The sequence below is a fragment of the Klebsiella sp. K4 genome, from assembly GCF_014596785.2.
Taxonomy (GTDB): domain Bacteria; phylum Pseudomonadota; class Gammaproteobacteria; order Enterobacterales; family Enterobacteriaceae; genus Klebsiella; species Klebsiella pneumoniae.
In genome coordinates this window covers 2,519,811-2,534,540 of record NZ_CP115021.1, presented here as the reverse complement: position 1 = coordinate 2,534,540, position 14,730 = coordinate 2,519,811, and the positions used below count along the sequence as shown (strand labels likewise).

Annotated in this window: 10 protein-coding genes and 1 pseudogene; 1 reads left to right on the top strand and 10 read right to left on the bottom strand. The window is 50.5% G+C overall.

Features of this window, described 5'->3' with window-relative positions; all coding sequences use genetic code 11:
- Positions 1-46: 46 nt before the first annotated feature.
- Positions 47-727, bottom strand: coding sequence for an MgtC family protein (locus IB144_RS12640; protein WP_002906011.1), 681 nt, complete (start codon positions 725-727; stop codon positions 47-49).
- Positions 728-1,314: 587 nt separating this feature from the next.
- Between IB144_RS12640 and IB144_RS12635 the strand changes: the two genes are divergently transcribed.
- A complete protein-coding gene (locus IB144_RS12635; RefSeq protein ID WP_149358971.1) occupies positions 1,315-2,727 on the top strand; it encodes an MFS transporter in 1,413 nt (470 codons plus the stop codon).
- A gap of 40 nt (positions 2,728-2,767) precedes the next feature.
- Here IB144_RS12635 and IB144_RS12630 read toward each other — a convergent pair whose 3' ends face one another.
- The 9 genes and pseudogenes from IB144_RS12630 to IB144_RS12590 all read right to left on the bottom strand — a co-directional run bounded on the left by IB144_RS12630 (position 2,768) and on the right by IB144_RS12590 (position 14,529).
- A complete protein-coding gene (locus IB144_RS12630; protein WP_004180041.1) occupies positions 2,768-3,082 on the bottom strand; it encodes a PTS lactose/cellobiose transporter subunit IIA in 315 nt (104 codons plus the stop codon).
- A gap of 9 nt (positions 3,083-3,091) precedes the next feature.
- Positions 3,092-3,415 carry a PTS sugar transporter subunit IIB gene (locus IB144_RS12625; protein ID WP_004180042.1) on the bottom strand — a complete coding sequence of 108 codons (324 nt, stop codon included), beginning with the start codon at positions 3,413-3,415 and terminating at the stop codon, positions 3,092-3,094.
- A gap of 35 nt (positions 3,416-3,450) precedes the next feature.
- Positions 3,451-4,406, bottom strand: a pseudogene (locus IB144_RS12620) (alpha/beta hydrolase).
- A gap of 32 nt (positions 4,407-4,438) precedes the next feature.
- A complete protein-coding gene (locus IB144_RS12615; protein WP_032418921.1) occupies positions 4,439-5,722 on the bottom strand; it encodes a carbohydrate porin in 1,284 nt (427 codons plus the stop codon).
- 186 nt (positions 5,723-5,908) lie between these two features.
- Positions 5,909-6,853, bottom strand: a complete 945-nt coding sequence (locus IB144_RS12610) for a helix-turn-helix transcriptional regulator (RefSeq protein ID WP_004180047.1) — start codon at positions 6,851-6,853, stop codon at positions 5,909-5,911.
- Between the two features lie 42 nt (positions 6,854-6,895).
- Positions 6,896-9,508, bottom strand: a complete 2,613-nt coding sequence (locus IB144_RS12605; RefSeq protein WP_052741621.1) for a family 78 glycoside hydrolase catalytic domain — start codon at positions 9,506-9,508, stop codon at positions 6,896-6,898.
- 50 nt (positions 9,509-9,558) lie between these two features.
- Positions 9,559-10,794, bottom strand: a complete 1,236-nt coding sequence (locus IB144_RS12600) for a PTS transporter subunit EIIC (protein WP_188006556.1) — start codon at positions 10,792-10,794, stop codon at positions 9,559-9,561.
- 403 nt (positions 10,795-11,197) lie between these two features.
- Positions 11,198-12,079, bottom strand: coding sequence for a LysR family transcriptional regulator (locus IB144_RS12595; RefSeq protein ID WP_002906016.1), 882 nt, complete (start codon positions 12,077-12,079; stop codon positions 11,198-11,200).
- 149 nt (positions 12,080-12,228) lie between these two features.
- On the bottom strand, positions 12,229-14,529 hold the full coding sequence (locus IB144_RS12590; protein ID WP_004200021.1) for an FdhF/YdeP family oxidoreductase: 2,301 nt from the start codon (positions 14,527-14,529) through the stop codon (positions 12,229-12,231).
- Positions 14,530-14,730 lie beyond the last annotated feature (201 nt).

Here is a 14,730-nt window from a genome sequence, read left to right as displayed (position 1 = left end):
CGAATCGCGCGACGAGCGGCCATTTCCGCTGCTCCGCCGCCAGCCCCTACGCCTCTCCGACACGCCAGTGCACCGATGTGACGTTCTGCTGAACGCCCATCTGCGCCATAATTTGCGCCAGCGTTTTTTGGTGCTGCTTATGGCTAATCAGCTGCGCGCAAATCTCCAGATGGTCCGCGGTGTCCGCCGCCGCCGACTGCAATCCCTGCAGGGTAAACCGCTGCTGCTGCGCAATATTCAGCAACAGCTGACGCACGGCATTTTCATGTTCGCGCAAACAGGTGACGCGTAAGACATAGCGTTTCTCTTCGTCACCGGCCCCCGGCAAGGCATGAATGCGCTGCGCCGCCTCGCGCAGCAGGATATTGGCGCACAGAATAATCAGCGTAGCCGCCGTCGCGTTCCAGAACTGTCCCAGGCCGCAGAGTACGCCGATCCCGGCCGAACACCACAGCGTGGCGGCGGTATTGAGGCCGCGGACGTTCATGCCATCGCGCATAATCACCCCTGCCCCAAGGAAGCCGATACCGGAGACGATCTGCGCCGCAATACGCCCCGGGCTGTCCGGCGAGGCCGACATCGCGCTGAGAATAAACACCGCCGCGCCGGTGGCCACCAGGGCATTGGTGCGTAAACCGGCCATACGTTGTCGCCACTGTCTTTCCGCGCCGATCAGCGCCCCCAACAACATTGCCGCGAGTAAATGTGTCATATAAGGAAATACCATCGCGCCTTCCTCCAGAAAACAGAAAGCCAAAAATTACAGATGTAGCGCTCAGCCGCGCCGGGCGATTAGCCGGTGGATGATGGTGGAGGAAATAAGGGTCTGGAAAACATAAACATAACGCTGCCTCTCGCGCTCAATGGCGCATAAATTATTGAGGGAGGCAATCCGGAACTGAGAGATTGCTGCCCGCCGGGACGGCAAGCAGCGAAATGATCGCGTTAGCTTGCCGGAAAATCGCAATAAGGGTGACTGTCCAACGTATGACTCCTGAATAAAAGTGGGCACATTATAGCCCGGGGTAATGATGGGTAAAGCACGAAAACGCCGCCGGTGACGATTCGTTTAGTTTGTCTTTCGCGGGTCCTGCGTAGCGTGACATCGCCAGGCGACTAAAATGCCGTCAGCGGTGATTTACTTCAATTCCGTCGCTGGGATGCGGCGAAAACCAGCATGAATATCAACTTTATGTCTCCCCAGCGCGATCTTACGCTAAAGAATGTCGCTAAGGCTAAGGATTAAAAATTTAAAACTATTAACAATCAATTAACATTAGCAGGCAAACCATTCTTCCTGAGGAACACAACACCATGTCTACCACCCAGGTTCTCGGCGAAACGCCCTATGCTTCGCCAGGACAACCGCACGCCAGCTTAACCGGACGCATTGATGCGCTGCCCGCCTCATTTGGGTTATGGTCGTTTATTACCCTGCTCTCACTTGGCGGCTTCTTTGAGCTCTACGATCTCTTCCAGACCGGGTATATCAGCGCGGGCCTGCTGGCGGAGGGCATTTTCCACACCGGACAGGCGGGCATCTTCGGCATCGCCGACCAGGCGGCCTTCGCCTCCGCCACCTTTATGGGGCTGTTTATCGGCGCCAGTCTGCTGGCGCCGCTGGCGGACAAACTGGGCCGCCGCCTGACCTTTATGGTGGCGCTCGCCTGGTACGGTCTTTTTTCGCTGCTGATGGCGACGCAGAGTAGCGCGGAAGGGGTGATCTTCTTCCGCTTTCTGGTGGGGATCGGCCTCGGCATTGAGCTGGTGACCATTGATACTTACCTCAGCGAATGGGTGCCAACCCATCTGCGCAATAAAGCCTTTGCCTTTGCCTTCTTCATCCAGTTCCTCTCGGTTCCGGCGGTGGCGCTGATGTCCTGGATGCTGGTGCCGACCACCCTGTTCGGCCTCAGCGGCTGGCGCTGGGTGATCATCTTTGGCGCACTGTTCTCGCTGGCGATCTGGTTTATCCGCAAAAAGCTACCGGAGTCAGCCCGCTGGCTGGAAAGCAAAGGGCGGCATGATGACGCGCATACGGTGATGTGTGAGATGGAAGCCCGCTGCGGCCTGACGCCGTCGCCGAAGCATGCGCATGCGCATGCGGCACAGAGCGTCGTCAAACGCGGCACCTTCCGCGAAATCTGGGCGCCGCAGTATCGGCAGCGCACCCTGATGCTGATGGTGATGAACTTCTTCCAGGCGATCGGTTTCTTCGGCTTTGGCAACTGGCTGCCGGCGCTGCTCTCAGGTCAGGGCGCCAGCATCACCCATAGCCTGCTGTACGCCTTCTTTATCACCCTCGCCTATCCGCTGGGCTGTCTGTTCTGCACCCGCTTCGTGCATCGCTTTGAAAACAAGTGGCAGATTGTCCTCTCCGCGCTGATGACCGTTATCTTCGGCACCCTGTTCGCTCTGCAAAACAGTCCGATTCTGCTGGTGATCTGCGGGTTTATGATCACCTGGTCCAACGCCTGGCTGACCATCAGCTACCACGCCTACCAGGCCGAGGTCTTCCCGACCCATATTCGCGCCTGCGCCGTCGGCTTCTGCTACTCGTTCAGCCGGCTCTCGACCGCGGTGACCAGCATTCTGATCGGCATTATTCTGCAATACGCCGGCACGCCGGGAGTAATTAGCTTTATCGTCGTCAGTATGCTGATGGTGATGCTGTCGGTGGGGATCTTCGGCCCGAGAACGCGGGGCATTCGTCTGGAGAATATCTGATGGCGGTCGCCGCCGAAGGTGCCGGCGGCGACATATTTTATCAGTTGCGATGTTGCAGCTGGCGCTGAACCTCAATAAGCTCCGCGATCAACTCCCGCGCAAGCATAGAGGTCATTATATGATCCTGGGCATGTACCAGAATAAGATTAACCGGTACTTTGCCACAGCCCTCATCCATACCGATAAGCATGGTTTGTACATCATGCGCGCGTTTTGCGGCATCTGCGGCGTCCTGCATCAGCCTATCAACGTCCTGCCACACTCCTTTTCTGGCGGCTTGCAGCGCCTGCATCGCCAGACTGCGGGACTCACCGGCGTTAATGATGAGTTCCATGACGGTTGCTTCCATATCCATACGGTTTCCCTACTTGTTAAGTGAAGGTTCATCCAGCAGCGCCAGCGCCGCAGCAAGAATTTTATCGCCACGCATCATGCCGTAATCCATGCTATCGATAACGGCGACTCTCTTGCCCACCGCAGCGGCCTTTTTGTTAAATTCTTCGAATTTATATTTAATCTGCGGCCCTAAAAGACAGCAATCGTAATTTGGTAACGTGCGATCAAAATCATCCATTGAAACAGCAATAATATCGACAGCAATGCCTTGCGCCGCGGCCGCTTGTTTCATTTTATTCATTACCATGCTCGTTGACATGCCGGCAGCGCAGCACAAAAATATTTTTTTCATCTTATTTACCTGTTCCTGTAACGTATTATTGATGCTTATCTTTGAGATTTTGGTCTAAAAAATTAATAATAATTTTTGATACTTCAGGCTGATACCACATCAAACCTGCGTGATCCGCCCCTTTCACCACGTAATGGGTGGACGGTATTTTTTTCGCTACCAGCGCCTCGTGTAAAAGCGTTGACTGGCTGGGTGAAACCACATTGTCGGCATCGCCGTTCATTAGCAGAAAAGGCGGCGTTTTATTCGAAATCCAGGTGATGGGATTAGCCCGTTTCGCCTTTTCGGGATAGGCGGAGATCGCGCCACCGCCTTGCCAGGGAATACCATTAACCAGCATCGCCTCTGGTATGGCCGGTGACTGATGCGCTTTTTGAATGTCCGCAGAAAAGTCAGCCCCGACTTTCGTCAGATCGGACAGGCCATAGAGATCAACCACCGCCTGCACATCGCTGCTTTGATTTGAATACTCTCCCTGGTCGAATTCCTTATGGCCGCTGGTGGTACCCACCATGGCGGCTAAATACCCACCCGCCGACTCGCCCATCACAGCGATATGGTTGGGATCGATGCCTAATTTTTCAGCATTGGCGCGTAAAAATCTGACCGCCGTTTTCGCATCTTCAACCATGCCCGGGAAAGTCACATTGGGTACGACCCGATAGGTAATGCTGGCGACGACGTAACCGGCCCGGGCAATATCGACCCGCTGACCGATAAATTTTGATTTGGGCGCATCGAGAAAGCCGCCGCCGGTAATAAATACTACTGCGGGTAACGGTTTATCAGCATAAGGCTTGAGCAAATCCATCGTTAACTGGAGCGGTCGTCCCATGATATTTTGCGTAAATGAATAGGCAATATCAGGCACCATCTCGACGGCCAGAGCGCTAGGTTTAATAACGATAGTTTTGCTGTCTGTTAAAGGTGTTTGCGCAAAAGCAGACGGAATAATAAGCATCGTCAGCATAGCAGCGACGTGTTTGTTCATAGGGTAATATCCTGTAGTGATGTAGTAATGATTCAGAACCAGACTTCCATTCGATACCCGACTCGCCACTCCGAGTCTTCCGGCAATAACGTGACCTCTTTGTCCCCGCCTGCGTAGGTAACCGTCAAACTGAGAATCGGCGCGACATACGGTAAAACATCCAGTTGCAGGGCCGGGCCGGCGGCAATTTTGTAGCCGACGCCGCTGGCACCTTCGACGCCATTTTTATTGATAGTGTTATTCACCATGACTTCATACAACATGGAGAGATTTTGGTGATGAATATTTTGTTTAACGTTTACGCCGGTAAAGATCCCGGTTTCATTTGCGGAACCATAGGTCATGTCCCCCCCTGAATAACCTGTATCAGGTATAAAGGTGGTTCGGTCAGCAGTTTTTTCACGCTTGGTATATTCATAGATGAAAGCCGGCGAGACGGCAAAATCATCAAATAACGTCAAGTTTCCGTCGGTGGAAAAACGCATTGAAGAATCGCCCTCTTCGCTAAGGACGGTAATACGACTGGTGTTCAGATAAGGAGCAATAACCCCTTTACCATACTGTAATTTGACTGTCGATTGTCCCTTTGCCACTCCCCAAAAAGACGGCATGCTGTATTTCGCGGAAAAACTAATTGCTTTCTGCTTGCCAGTGCCCAATGGGTCATCAATTTCTTTAACATAGGTCATACCCAGCTCTGTCTGATCGATACGATAAGCCATATCAACGATGCGCCGCGAGCCTTCTATCGCCTGCGGCGCGGTATCGCTGGACCAGTCGATCTGGTCGGTACCAACGTTCAAATCAAAATTCTTACTGTTATAACCGAGGCCGGAATCAATATGTACTTCTTTGGTATTGTAAGCGAAGATATTAATACGTTGATCGAGGTAACGACGCCCAGCCCAAATGTTTGCGCCCTCGGGAAGAAAAGAGAGCCCACCAAAGCGCCCATAATTCTGTGCCGTTTCTACCGTTTTATCGCCGTAACCCACCATTTCATAGGTGTAATCAGCCCATTGCTCGGGAGAAGCCAGCCCCTGCCATTTTTTAGTGATAGCCAGCGATGTCCAGTAATCGTGCCAGAAACTGTTTCCCAAATCGCCCATTTTGCCACGAGGATCCTGATTAGGTCCGGTGGGATCGGTATGCAACGACATGTTTTTGGGACGGTTTAGTTCGCTCTGAAAATCTCCAGCCACCATGCCATATCCATTTAACTGGAAGCTGCCGTCGTCGCTTAGATTGGCCGCATGGCATAAGGTCGCAGGCAGAAAACATGAGATAACACCTGAAATAATAATTCTGGGGTTCATTCTTCAGACTCCATCGGGTAAGAGATATAAAATAAATAAAATTATTATTTTTATTGCTTATCTGATTTTATTTAAAGAATGCCACCCGTGTTATAACCCAGCTTGCCTTTTTATATATCGGTTGTTGCCGATTTTACTTATTACAAAAACATGCAATAGCATGAACGCTGTCAGCCAATTTACTATTCAGGAGTTCAGATCACGATACTCCTTAATACTCATATTATATTTCTCTTTAAATACCTTATAACAATGCGAGGCGTTTTCATAACCCGTCATATTAATAACATCAATAATAGAGTGATTAGTATGCTTAAGGAGATGGATCAACACATCCAGGCGTTTTTCAACCAACAAATCGCTAAAGTTCTTACCAGTGAAGTCTTTTATCAGTTTACTCACCTTATAATTAGGCTGATTTAAACGACAGGAGATCTCTTTCAGGCTGGCAGTTTTATAATCGGTATCAATATATCTCAACACGGCCATAGCAAGTGATTCATTGTAACTGCCGTTGATATGGTAATCGCTGGCTTGCACATTCGAGAGCAGTTCGGTCATCAACAGTCCCACCAGGAAATTGACGCGTATCTCTTTTAAGTGGTTATTACTGTAGATCTCGCTAATGATGACATGCATAATGTTTTGAATTGCGTCGATTTCCCCCACTTTAAAGTGAATATGTTCTCCATGTTTTTTTCTGCCATTAATTGCTGAAAGGATAAAACGGGAAATGATGTTATTTTCGTCAAAAAGTGACATGAGTCGACCGAAAAATTCGGTCTTAATAATAAAATTGATGATAATATCATTCTGCCCTGCGGCTTCAATTTCGTGTCTGGCAAACTGGTTGATAAGCAGGATCTCCCCCTTACCTAAAGTGAGACTTTCTTCATTAATCTTCTGATGCATTTTACCCTGATATATATAAATAAGCTCGATAAAGCCATGAGAATGCAACGGAATTTTAGTAAATCGGGTCTGCTTTTCAATATGAATGTAGTTGTCTTTGAAAAACCTTCGTTCCATATGGCTTTTGAATTTATGACACAGTTGATAGTTAGCGCGAAGCAGTTCGAGTTCTCTATCGGTATAAGCCAGTAGCTTTTCATGAATATCATGGTGTAACATAAAAGTACCTAACTGGAGCGAACGTTTGGGTATGCACTATCATTACAATAGTACTTTTATCTCACCTGCATCGGTAATGTCATAAAAGTGATGATAGGTATCACAGTCTATCGGCGCAGGTAATTGTTTATTAAGTTGATACACTTTTGGTAATTTAAGAGTGCATTTTTTGAGGTTAAATGGCACTTTGATGACTAATTCTATGCCTTTTTTATAGCGCCGCCAGCGACACTCAATACGCCCTCTGATGGTTTGATGCCAGCAATCCACAAAGTTAATCGTGTCAGTAAAGGATGGACTGATTAAAATAACATCAGCACCAACCGCCTCCTCAGCGACGGTAATGCCGCCCAAAGCCTGAAACAGCCAACTGGAATAAGAACTGAACATCGCATGATTATTCGAACCATTCAGGTTATCACCGAAAAATTCCTTCAATGTGCTGGCATCATTTTTAAGCATTTTCTTGAATCCGGCTTCGACTCTTAACCATTCAAGGATTAATTCATTATGACCATAGCGATGAAATATTTCATAGGCAAAACTTTGGCCAAAAATCCCACAAGTGATAACATTTTTCTCTTTTTTGATGAGATCGATCAATGCATTCAATGAACTCTCGATATCATCACACAAATCGAAGTAGATTGCAAAAACAAAGCTGGTCTGACTGCGATCGGCAAAGCTGCCATCCGTATTCTTATAGAGTGATAAAATTTTCTCTCTAATTTTATTGGCCTTGCCAATATATTTTAGCCATTTTTCTTTAAAGCCAAGATCATCACATATTTTTGCGATAATTAACAAATGATAATAATAGAAACAAGCACTGGTGAAATGGAGAGCTGGCGAGCCATTTTTGTAATTACGCATATCATGAACGCGGCTTCCCCAGTCACCCAGGCAGCAGGTCACCAGGTCATCAAAGTCGCGCATTTCCAGGGAGAGGATCTGCTTCTCAAGAAATGGCAAGCTTTCGGCCAGCAGATTGACATTGCCATAATGTCGATAGTGAATGGCTATCAAATAAGGTAATACTAGTTGCCAGCCCAGGGGGCCCGTTTCCCCGCCGACTCCATTAGTCTTAATTCCCATAAATGGCGCAGTTTCCGTCACACCACCACAGGGACGAATATCATTGATAAAATCAAAGATAGTTTTCTTATAAATAGCGGCAGAGTCAAACTGATACACTTGCGACCGGGCCAACGCGACAATGTCTCCGCCATAGGCGAAACGTTCGCGGGCACAATCCCCGAAGACCGAATGAATGTTATTCAGTTTGGTTCTTTTAGCAACCTCAAAGAGCTTATTTATGTAAGGATCTGAGCAGTAAAAGCCCCCGTTTTCCCTTAGTACAGTATGTACTGAAAGCGCCTGAACGTTGTTTAATTGTTCAATATTAATACCGCTTAACTGCACATAGCGAAACGAATGACAGGTAAAGGCATTGATAAAATGATTCTTCCCACTGCGGCATTCAAAGGCATCCTTCTGCTCCGCCCTCGCCGGTGCTCCAATTCCGCCGTCAATAATCACACCTTCAGTAACCTGTTTGCCGACAAATCCCGCAAGGGTGGAGTCAGTGTTTAGTTCGTAGTTTTCATCAACGTCTTCGCTATAGAGCAGTTCCACACGTTGATTCTCAGACGCGGTAATGGATAAATCGATAAATCCGGTGACGATGGCACCGAAATCAATAATGAATGTCTCTTCGTCTACGACGTGGATATGCTCTGCCCCGAGGGACAACGTATGGTTAATTTTCGGAATAAAACTCGAGACCAGACGGCCTTCAGGCCCGTTGCTCAGCACCACATTTTTCCAGTCAGGCATCAGCAAATCGGTGGTGTTGTCTCCGCGAAACAGTTTCATATCCAGGCGCTCGCCCAAATAGATATTATTGAAGGTATAAGCGCCTTCGCAATATTGCCAGTCGGCATCACTACCGATGATCATTTCGCGGTCTGCAAACTTCATATAAATGTCAGCGATGACCTGTGGTTCACCGATGGTTAAGGTCTCTCTCAGGTTATATTTACCAAATAATTTAAGCGGCGCTGGATTAAACCAGCCATCGGCTAGCTCAACAATGACTTCATTTTTCGGCTGATTAATAAACGGCTTTATATTGTAAGTATCATAATAAATAATTTTAGCATAATTTGTCCAGTCAGTATTGAGCTCACCGCGTGTGACCTCTTTACCGTTGATATACAATTTATAAAAACCAAGACCAACAATGCTGATATAGGCATCGAGGAGTTCTTCGTCGAGATAAATTGTTTTTCTCATCACCACATTACGTTTACCGCGATAGTAATGAATATCATTAGTGAAGTGATGCCCACCGCTCACCCAGCGGCCAGAAAAATGGCCAAGGTTACTGGTCGTAAAACTGTTTTTAAAAACGTTGTTCTCACCATTGTCACCGTGGGTAAGGACTTCTATGGTATAAGAAGTAAAGCTTTGTAACGATATTGCATCGAGAGTGACAATTGTTTTATTACCCTCTCTTGCGATAAGAGATACCAGTTCGGCACCTTTATACACTTTTATCGTAAATGACTTTTGAGGATAATTGGTAGACCAGCACACCATAATTGGCAGATGATCGACAATAATGTTTTCCGTTTGGTAATTGATACTTAACATCTTTCCCACCATGGCTAAATTGGCGTTGCTGGCATTTTTTTAAGGAGCATTCAAATGGTATCCGTCTGATTTTCTTCCCGGCAAGCGACAAGATCGGCAGTCTTGAAGAAGAAATACCAACCTGCAAATCGCGCAAAAAGTCCTATAAATTGGAAAGCGGCAATTTTCCAGCTCCCCTGCATAAAACCAGAAATAATGATCGGCATGCCGGCCGGGGTACTCACCCCAGCGACGCGAGGCAATACGCCAATGACCGTTAGATACCATGCAATGCCGAGCATGATGCCATTGATAAAAATATAAGGAATCGCCAGAGTAAAATTCATTACCAGCGGCACACCATAAGCCATCGGTTCGCCAATGGTGAAGATAGCTGGCGGCAAGGCGATCTTACCGAGCGTTTTATAGCGTGCGCTCTTCGCGAAAAAAGCGAGCATTATAGCCAGCGGCAATAAATCTCCAGCAGCGCCATAAGTCATAAAGAACGCAAAGCCGGTGATGTTGGGTAAGTCGACGCCTGCAGCATACGCAGCAAGCTGCTGGGCATCCATGGCAAACCAGATCGGCGCTACGATACCGAGGGTGATAGCGTGGCCATGCAGCCCAAAAAACCAAAGCAATTGCGCAACAACAGCAACAAAGATGAGTGACCAGATTCCGGATCCAAGTGATGTTAGCGGAACCTGGATTAATTTATAAATAATTTCGTGAATGCTCCCATAACCAACGCTGGTAATGACTGCGGAGATAATTGTAAACAGCGTCAGAATGGCGATTCCTGGAATCAATGAAGAGAACGATTTGGAGATAAATTCAGGGACATTTTCTGGCATTTTGATAATCAACCCCTTGCGAGTTATCGCCACGAATATTCGTGTTGGAATTATCGCCACCAGAATGGCGGTAAACAGCCCCATGGGCCCCAGCCATTGGCCAGGGATTGAAAATGATTGCCCTAACGGCCCTATTTCACCGAGATCATACGGCGTTAAAATAAAGAAAGAGATCATTGAAATCAGGCCTGACATGAAGCCATCAACATCGAAATTTTTCGCTAGCGTATAGGCAACGGAGAAAGCGACAATCACGGCTAAAAAATTATTCGTGAAGGTAATCGGGATATCAAAGAAGCGAGTTAAGTTGTGTCGTAACAAAAAATCCTGATATGGAGCAAACGGAAACACTTTAACCAAAGTCGCCACAGAACTCATGATCGTTACTGGCAATATGAGCATCATACCGCTCATGATTGACTTAAGGTAGGTATTTTGACCAATGCTTTGCATCAGTTGCAAAGCCTTTTCTTGTACAATGTTGGTATGAGATGACATGTAAACAGTCCGTGATATTATTAGTTTTCAGACATATTCATTTAAGAATTCATATGCCGGCATGACATTAATGCATCATAATCTAACCAGGAAGTCAGCCTAATATATCATTATGGAGTAATACATATCGGTTGTTGTTAACTTAAATGACGGCTGTTGCCATAGTTAATATTTGTGATGTGTACTGCAGGAGGGATAAAAAATTGCCATTAAGGCTTGTAACTTCTGGACAGCATTAAGCGGCGCCGCAATACCACTTTTACCAACGGTCCAGCATCACCGGGGCTATATTGACACTCTCCCATCAGAGGGGCGTTTAGGCATTTTAGTGACAAGCCGCCAGGTCGGCGGCCCGGCCTCAGCCAAATATCCCCTGCGCCTCGGCGAAGCATTTTTCCGCCAGGGTCGAGACTGGTTCCTGCTGGCGCATAATCAGCGCCAGCTGTGAATCAACATGGGTTTCGGCGATCGGCAGAATTTCAAGATTATCGCTTAGCGCTTCGAGGCCGTTGTTAAGCGGCATAATGGCGCAGCAGATCCCCGCCTGCACCGCCTGGATAATCTGAAACGTCGAATCACTTTCAAAGACATACCTTGGCGTTAGCCCTTTGGCCTTAAAGCTGATTTCAATCGATTCCCGGTAATACATCCCCTTGGTCAGAAAGCCGAGGGGCAGCGTCGCCAGCGTCTCCCATCCCGGCGTCCCGGCGCTGAAGTCGAAATGGCGTTTATCGTGCAGCAGTCCCATCCGGGTTTGCGGCAAGCGAGCAATCTTGAACTGACCTTCATCCAGATGCTGCAGATAACAGATCCCCAGATCCAGCTGATTACGGCTGACGCCATCGATAATCTGCTCCGAGGTCATCGACAACAGGCTGAACTGCAGCGCCGGATATTTCTCCGCCAGGGGTTTAATCAACTGCATCGGATTGAGGCTCGCCAGCGGCACCATACCGACCCGCAGCTGGCCGACCATCTGCCCGCGACAGATGGCCGCCTCTGCCGCCAGGCCGTCATGAGCGGCCAGCACCGCCCGCGCCCAGGCCAGGATCCGCTCTCCCTCTGGGGTAAAACCTTCAAAGCGTTGGCCGCGCTGGATCAGCGTCAGGTTCAGCTCCTCTTCCAGGTTACGAATGCGCATGGAGAGCGTCGGCTGGGTAATATGACAGGCCGCCGCCGCCTGGCCAAAATGGCGCGTCTGATCGAGCGCGATCAAATACTTGAGTTGCTTAATATCCATTCTCTTTCCCGTTTGAACCCCGCCGTTCACCCCCGGGGCCGCGCACAGGTTACCAGAATGTTAGTTTCGCTAGCGATAAATTCAAGCGAGGACACCACGAGGTGCTGCGGGGCGCAGGACGGCGCGACGCCGCTCTGCGCTATACCTTTTTAGCGCCCGCCGGCCAGCGGACGGATCTCTTTCGAGCGCAGCGTCAGACGAACGGGAACCGACTTATACGAAGGGGTGCCGCTCTCTTCATCCAGATAGTTCAGCGGCACCAGCACGTTGGCTTCCGGATAATAGGCCCCGACGGTGCCCGGCGCAATGCCGTAGGCCACCACCGTGATATCTTCCAGCGTCAGCGCGCTTCCCGGCAGCGCGGTATGAATATCCACCCGATCGCCATGCTCCAGACCCTGGGCGGCCATATCCTGCTCGTTCATAAACAGCACGTCGCGGCGGCCAAAGACGCCACGGTAGCGGTCATCCATCGCGTAGATGGTGGTGTTGTACTGGTCATGACTGCGCAGCGTCACCAGGCGCATCACGTCCTCACCCTCCACCACCACGTTCTCATGCACCCCTTTAAATACCGAGAACATGGCTTTACCGGTGGCGGTAGGCCAGATGCGCTCGGTCGGCGGCAGCGGCATGCGGAAGCCTCCAGGATGGCGAATGCGCTGGTTATAATTCTCGAACCCTGGAATGGTCTGTTCGATCAGATCGCGAATGCGATCGTAGTCTTCCACGAGGTACTGCCAGTCCACTTTGCTGGCGGGCAAGGTGGCCTTCGCCAGACCGGCGACAATCGCCGGCTCCGAGCGCAGCATCGGCGAGGCGGGCTTAAGCTTGCCCGACGAAGCATGCACCATCGACATCGAATCCTCGACGGTGATCGACTGCCGGCCGCTGGCCTGCAGGTCAAGCTCGGTGCGGCCCAGACACGGCAGAATAAAGGTCTCTTTCGCCGTCAGGAGATGTGAGCGGTTGAGCTTGGTGCCGACGTGAACGCTGAGCTCAAGGCCGCGCATCGCCGGGAAGGCGCGTTCGTGGTCCGGCATCGCCACGGCGAAGTTGCCCCCAAGGCAGATCAGCGCTTTGGCATCGCCGGCGATCATGGCCTCCAGGGCCTTTACCGCATCGTGGCCATGATGCCGCGGCGGCGTAATCCCCATCACCCGCTGCAGGCTGTCGAGGAAAGCCGCGGAGGGTTTTTCGCTGATCCCGACAGTGCGGTTACCCTGGACGTTCGAGTGACCGCGCAAAGGACAGATCCCGGCCCCCGGCTTGCCGATATTGCCGCGCATCAGCAGCAGGTCGGCAATCAGACGCACGTTGGAGGTGCCTTTGTTATGCTGGGTGATGCCCATACCGTAGGTGACGATGGTGGCCCTGGATTTGGCGTAAGCCGCCGCAACCTGGGTCAGGGATTCGCGCGTCAGGCCAGACTCCTGTTCGATGTCCTGCCAGCGGGTGGCGTGGAGGTCATCGGCGAAGGCGGTGAATCCCTGGGTATGTTGGGCAATAAACGCGTGGTCGAGCACATTGCCCTGCTCCTCCTCCAGCTGCAGCAGCGCTTTGGCGATCCCTTTCAACGCCGCCGCGTCGCCGCCGGCCCGTACCTGGTAGTAGGTCGAGGCGATCGGCGTCGAGCGCCGGGTCGCCATCTCCATTACGTTCTGCGGATCGGCAAAACGCTCCAGCGCCCGTTCACGCAGCGGATTGAAAACGATAATCGGCACGCCGCGGCGGGATAGCTCATGCAGGGTGCCCATCATCCGCGGGTGGTTGGTGCCCGGATTATGGCCGATGGAGATCACCAGCTCGGTCTGGTCAAAATCGTCGAGGGAGACGGTGCCTTTACCAATGCCGATCGACTGTGGCAGGCCCACGCTGGTGGATTCATGACACATGTTGGAGCAATCGGGGAAGTTGTTAGTGCCATACTCGCGGGCAAACAGCTGGAACAGCCACGCCGCTTCGTTGGAGGCTCGGCCAGAGGTGTAGAATTCAACCTCATCCGGCTGCAGGCCGCGGAGGATCTCGCCGATACGGGCGAAGGCTTGCTCCCACGCCACCGGACGCAGGGTATCGCTGTCCCGGTCGTAAACCAAAGGATGGGTTAAGCGGCCGTAGCCCTCCAGTTCAAAATCGCTTTTTGCCAGCAGGGAAGATACGGTATTTGCCGCGAGGAATGCGGGCGTCACCCGTTTGGTGGTCGCCTCCCAGGTCACGGCTTTGGCGCCGTTTTCGCAAAACTGGAAGGTCGATTTATGTTCTTTATCCGGCCAGGCGCAGCCCGGGCAGTCAAAACCGTCCGGCTGGTTGGTACGCAGCAGCGTGGCGGGCGCCTCAAAGGCATCCATCTGGGTGCGCACGGCGATGGCCGTGGCCTTCAACGCGCCCCACCCGCCTGCCGGACCGTCATAGGGGTGAACACCGGGAACCGCGCGTCTTTTATTGGTCATCTCTTTACTCCTGCTGCTCTGTTCTGGCTGTCTCTAGCCGAAAAAGGCGTACGACAACCCCGGCGACGAAGCGTGAATCGCATGGCGTCACCTGAAAAGAATGCTGTTTCTCAAGGATAGTACGATGGGAAAGCGTAGGTACTGCGTTTGTTAACTGAATAATAACATACACCACAATTCTGTATAATTGATGTTATCTAT

What these genes read in the sequence shown, in the direction of transcription:
- IB144_RS12605 (WP_052741621.1), bottom strand. Translation starts at nt 9,508, where the DNA reads ATGTTAAGTATCAATTACCAAACGGAAAACATTATTGTCGATCATCTG.
- IB144_RS12595 (WP_002906016.1), bottom strand. Translation starts at nt 12,079, where the DNA reads ATGGATATTAAGCAACTCAAGTATTTGATCGCGCTCGATCAGACGCGC.
- IB144_RS12610 (WP_004180047.1), bottom strand. Translation starts at nt 6,853, where the DNA reads ATGTTACACCATGATATTCATGAAAAGCTACTGGCTTATACCGATAGA.
- IB144_RS12590 (WP_004200021.1), bottom strand. Translation starts at nt 14,529, where the DNA reads ATGACCAATAAAAGACGCGCGGTTCCCGGTGTTCACCCCTATGACGGT.
- IB144_RS12600 (WP_188006556.1), bottom strand. Translation starts at nt 10,794, where the DNA reads ATGCAAAGCATTGGTCAAAATACCTACCTTAAGTCAATCATGAGCGGT.
- IB144_RS12615 (WP_032418921.1), bottom strand. Translation starts at nt 5,722, where the DNA reads ATGAACCCCAGAATTATTATTTCAGGTGTTATCTCATGTTTTCTGCCT.
- IB144_RS12625 (WP_004180042.1), bottom strand. Translation starts at nt 3,415, where the DNA reads ATGAAAAAAATATTTTTGTGCTGCGCTGCCGGCATGTCAACGAGCATG.
- IB144_RS12635 (WP_149358971.1), top strand. Translation starts at nt 1,315, where the DNA reads ATGTCTACCACCCAGGTTCTCGGCGAAACGCCCTATGCTTCGCCAGGA.
- IB144_RS12630 (WP_004180041.1), bottom strand. Translation starts at nt 3,082, where the DNA reads ATGGATATGGAAGCAACCGTCATGGAACTCATCATTAACGCCGGTGAG.
- IB144_RS12640 (WP_002906011.1), bottom strand. Translation starts at nt 727, where the DNA reads ATGGTATTTCCTTATATGACACATTTACTCGCGGCAATGTTGTTGGGG.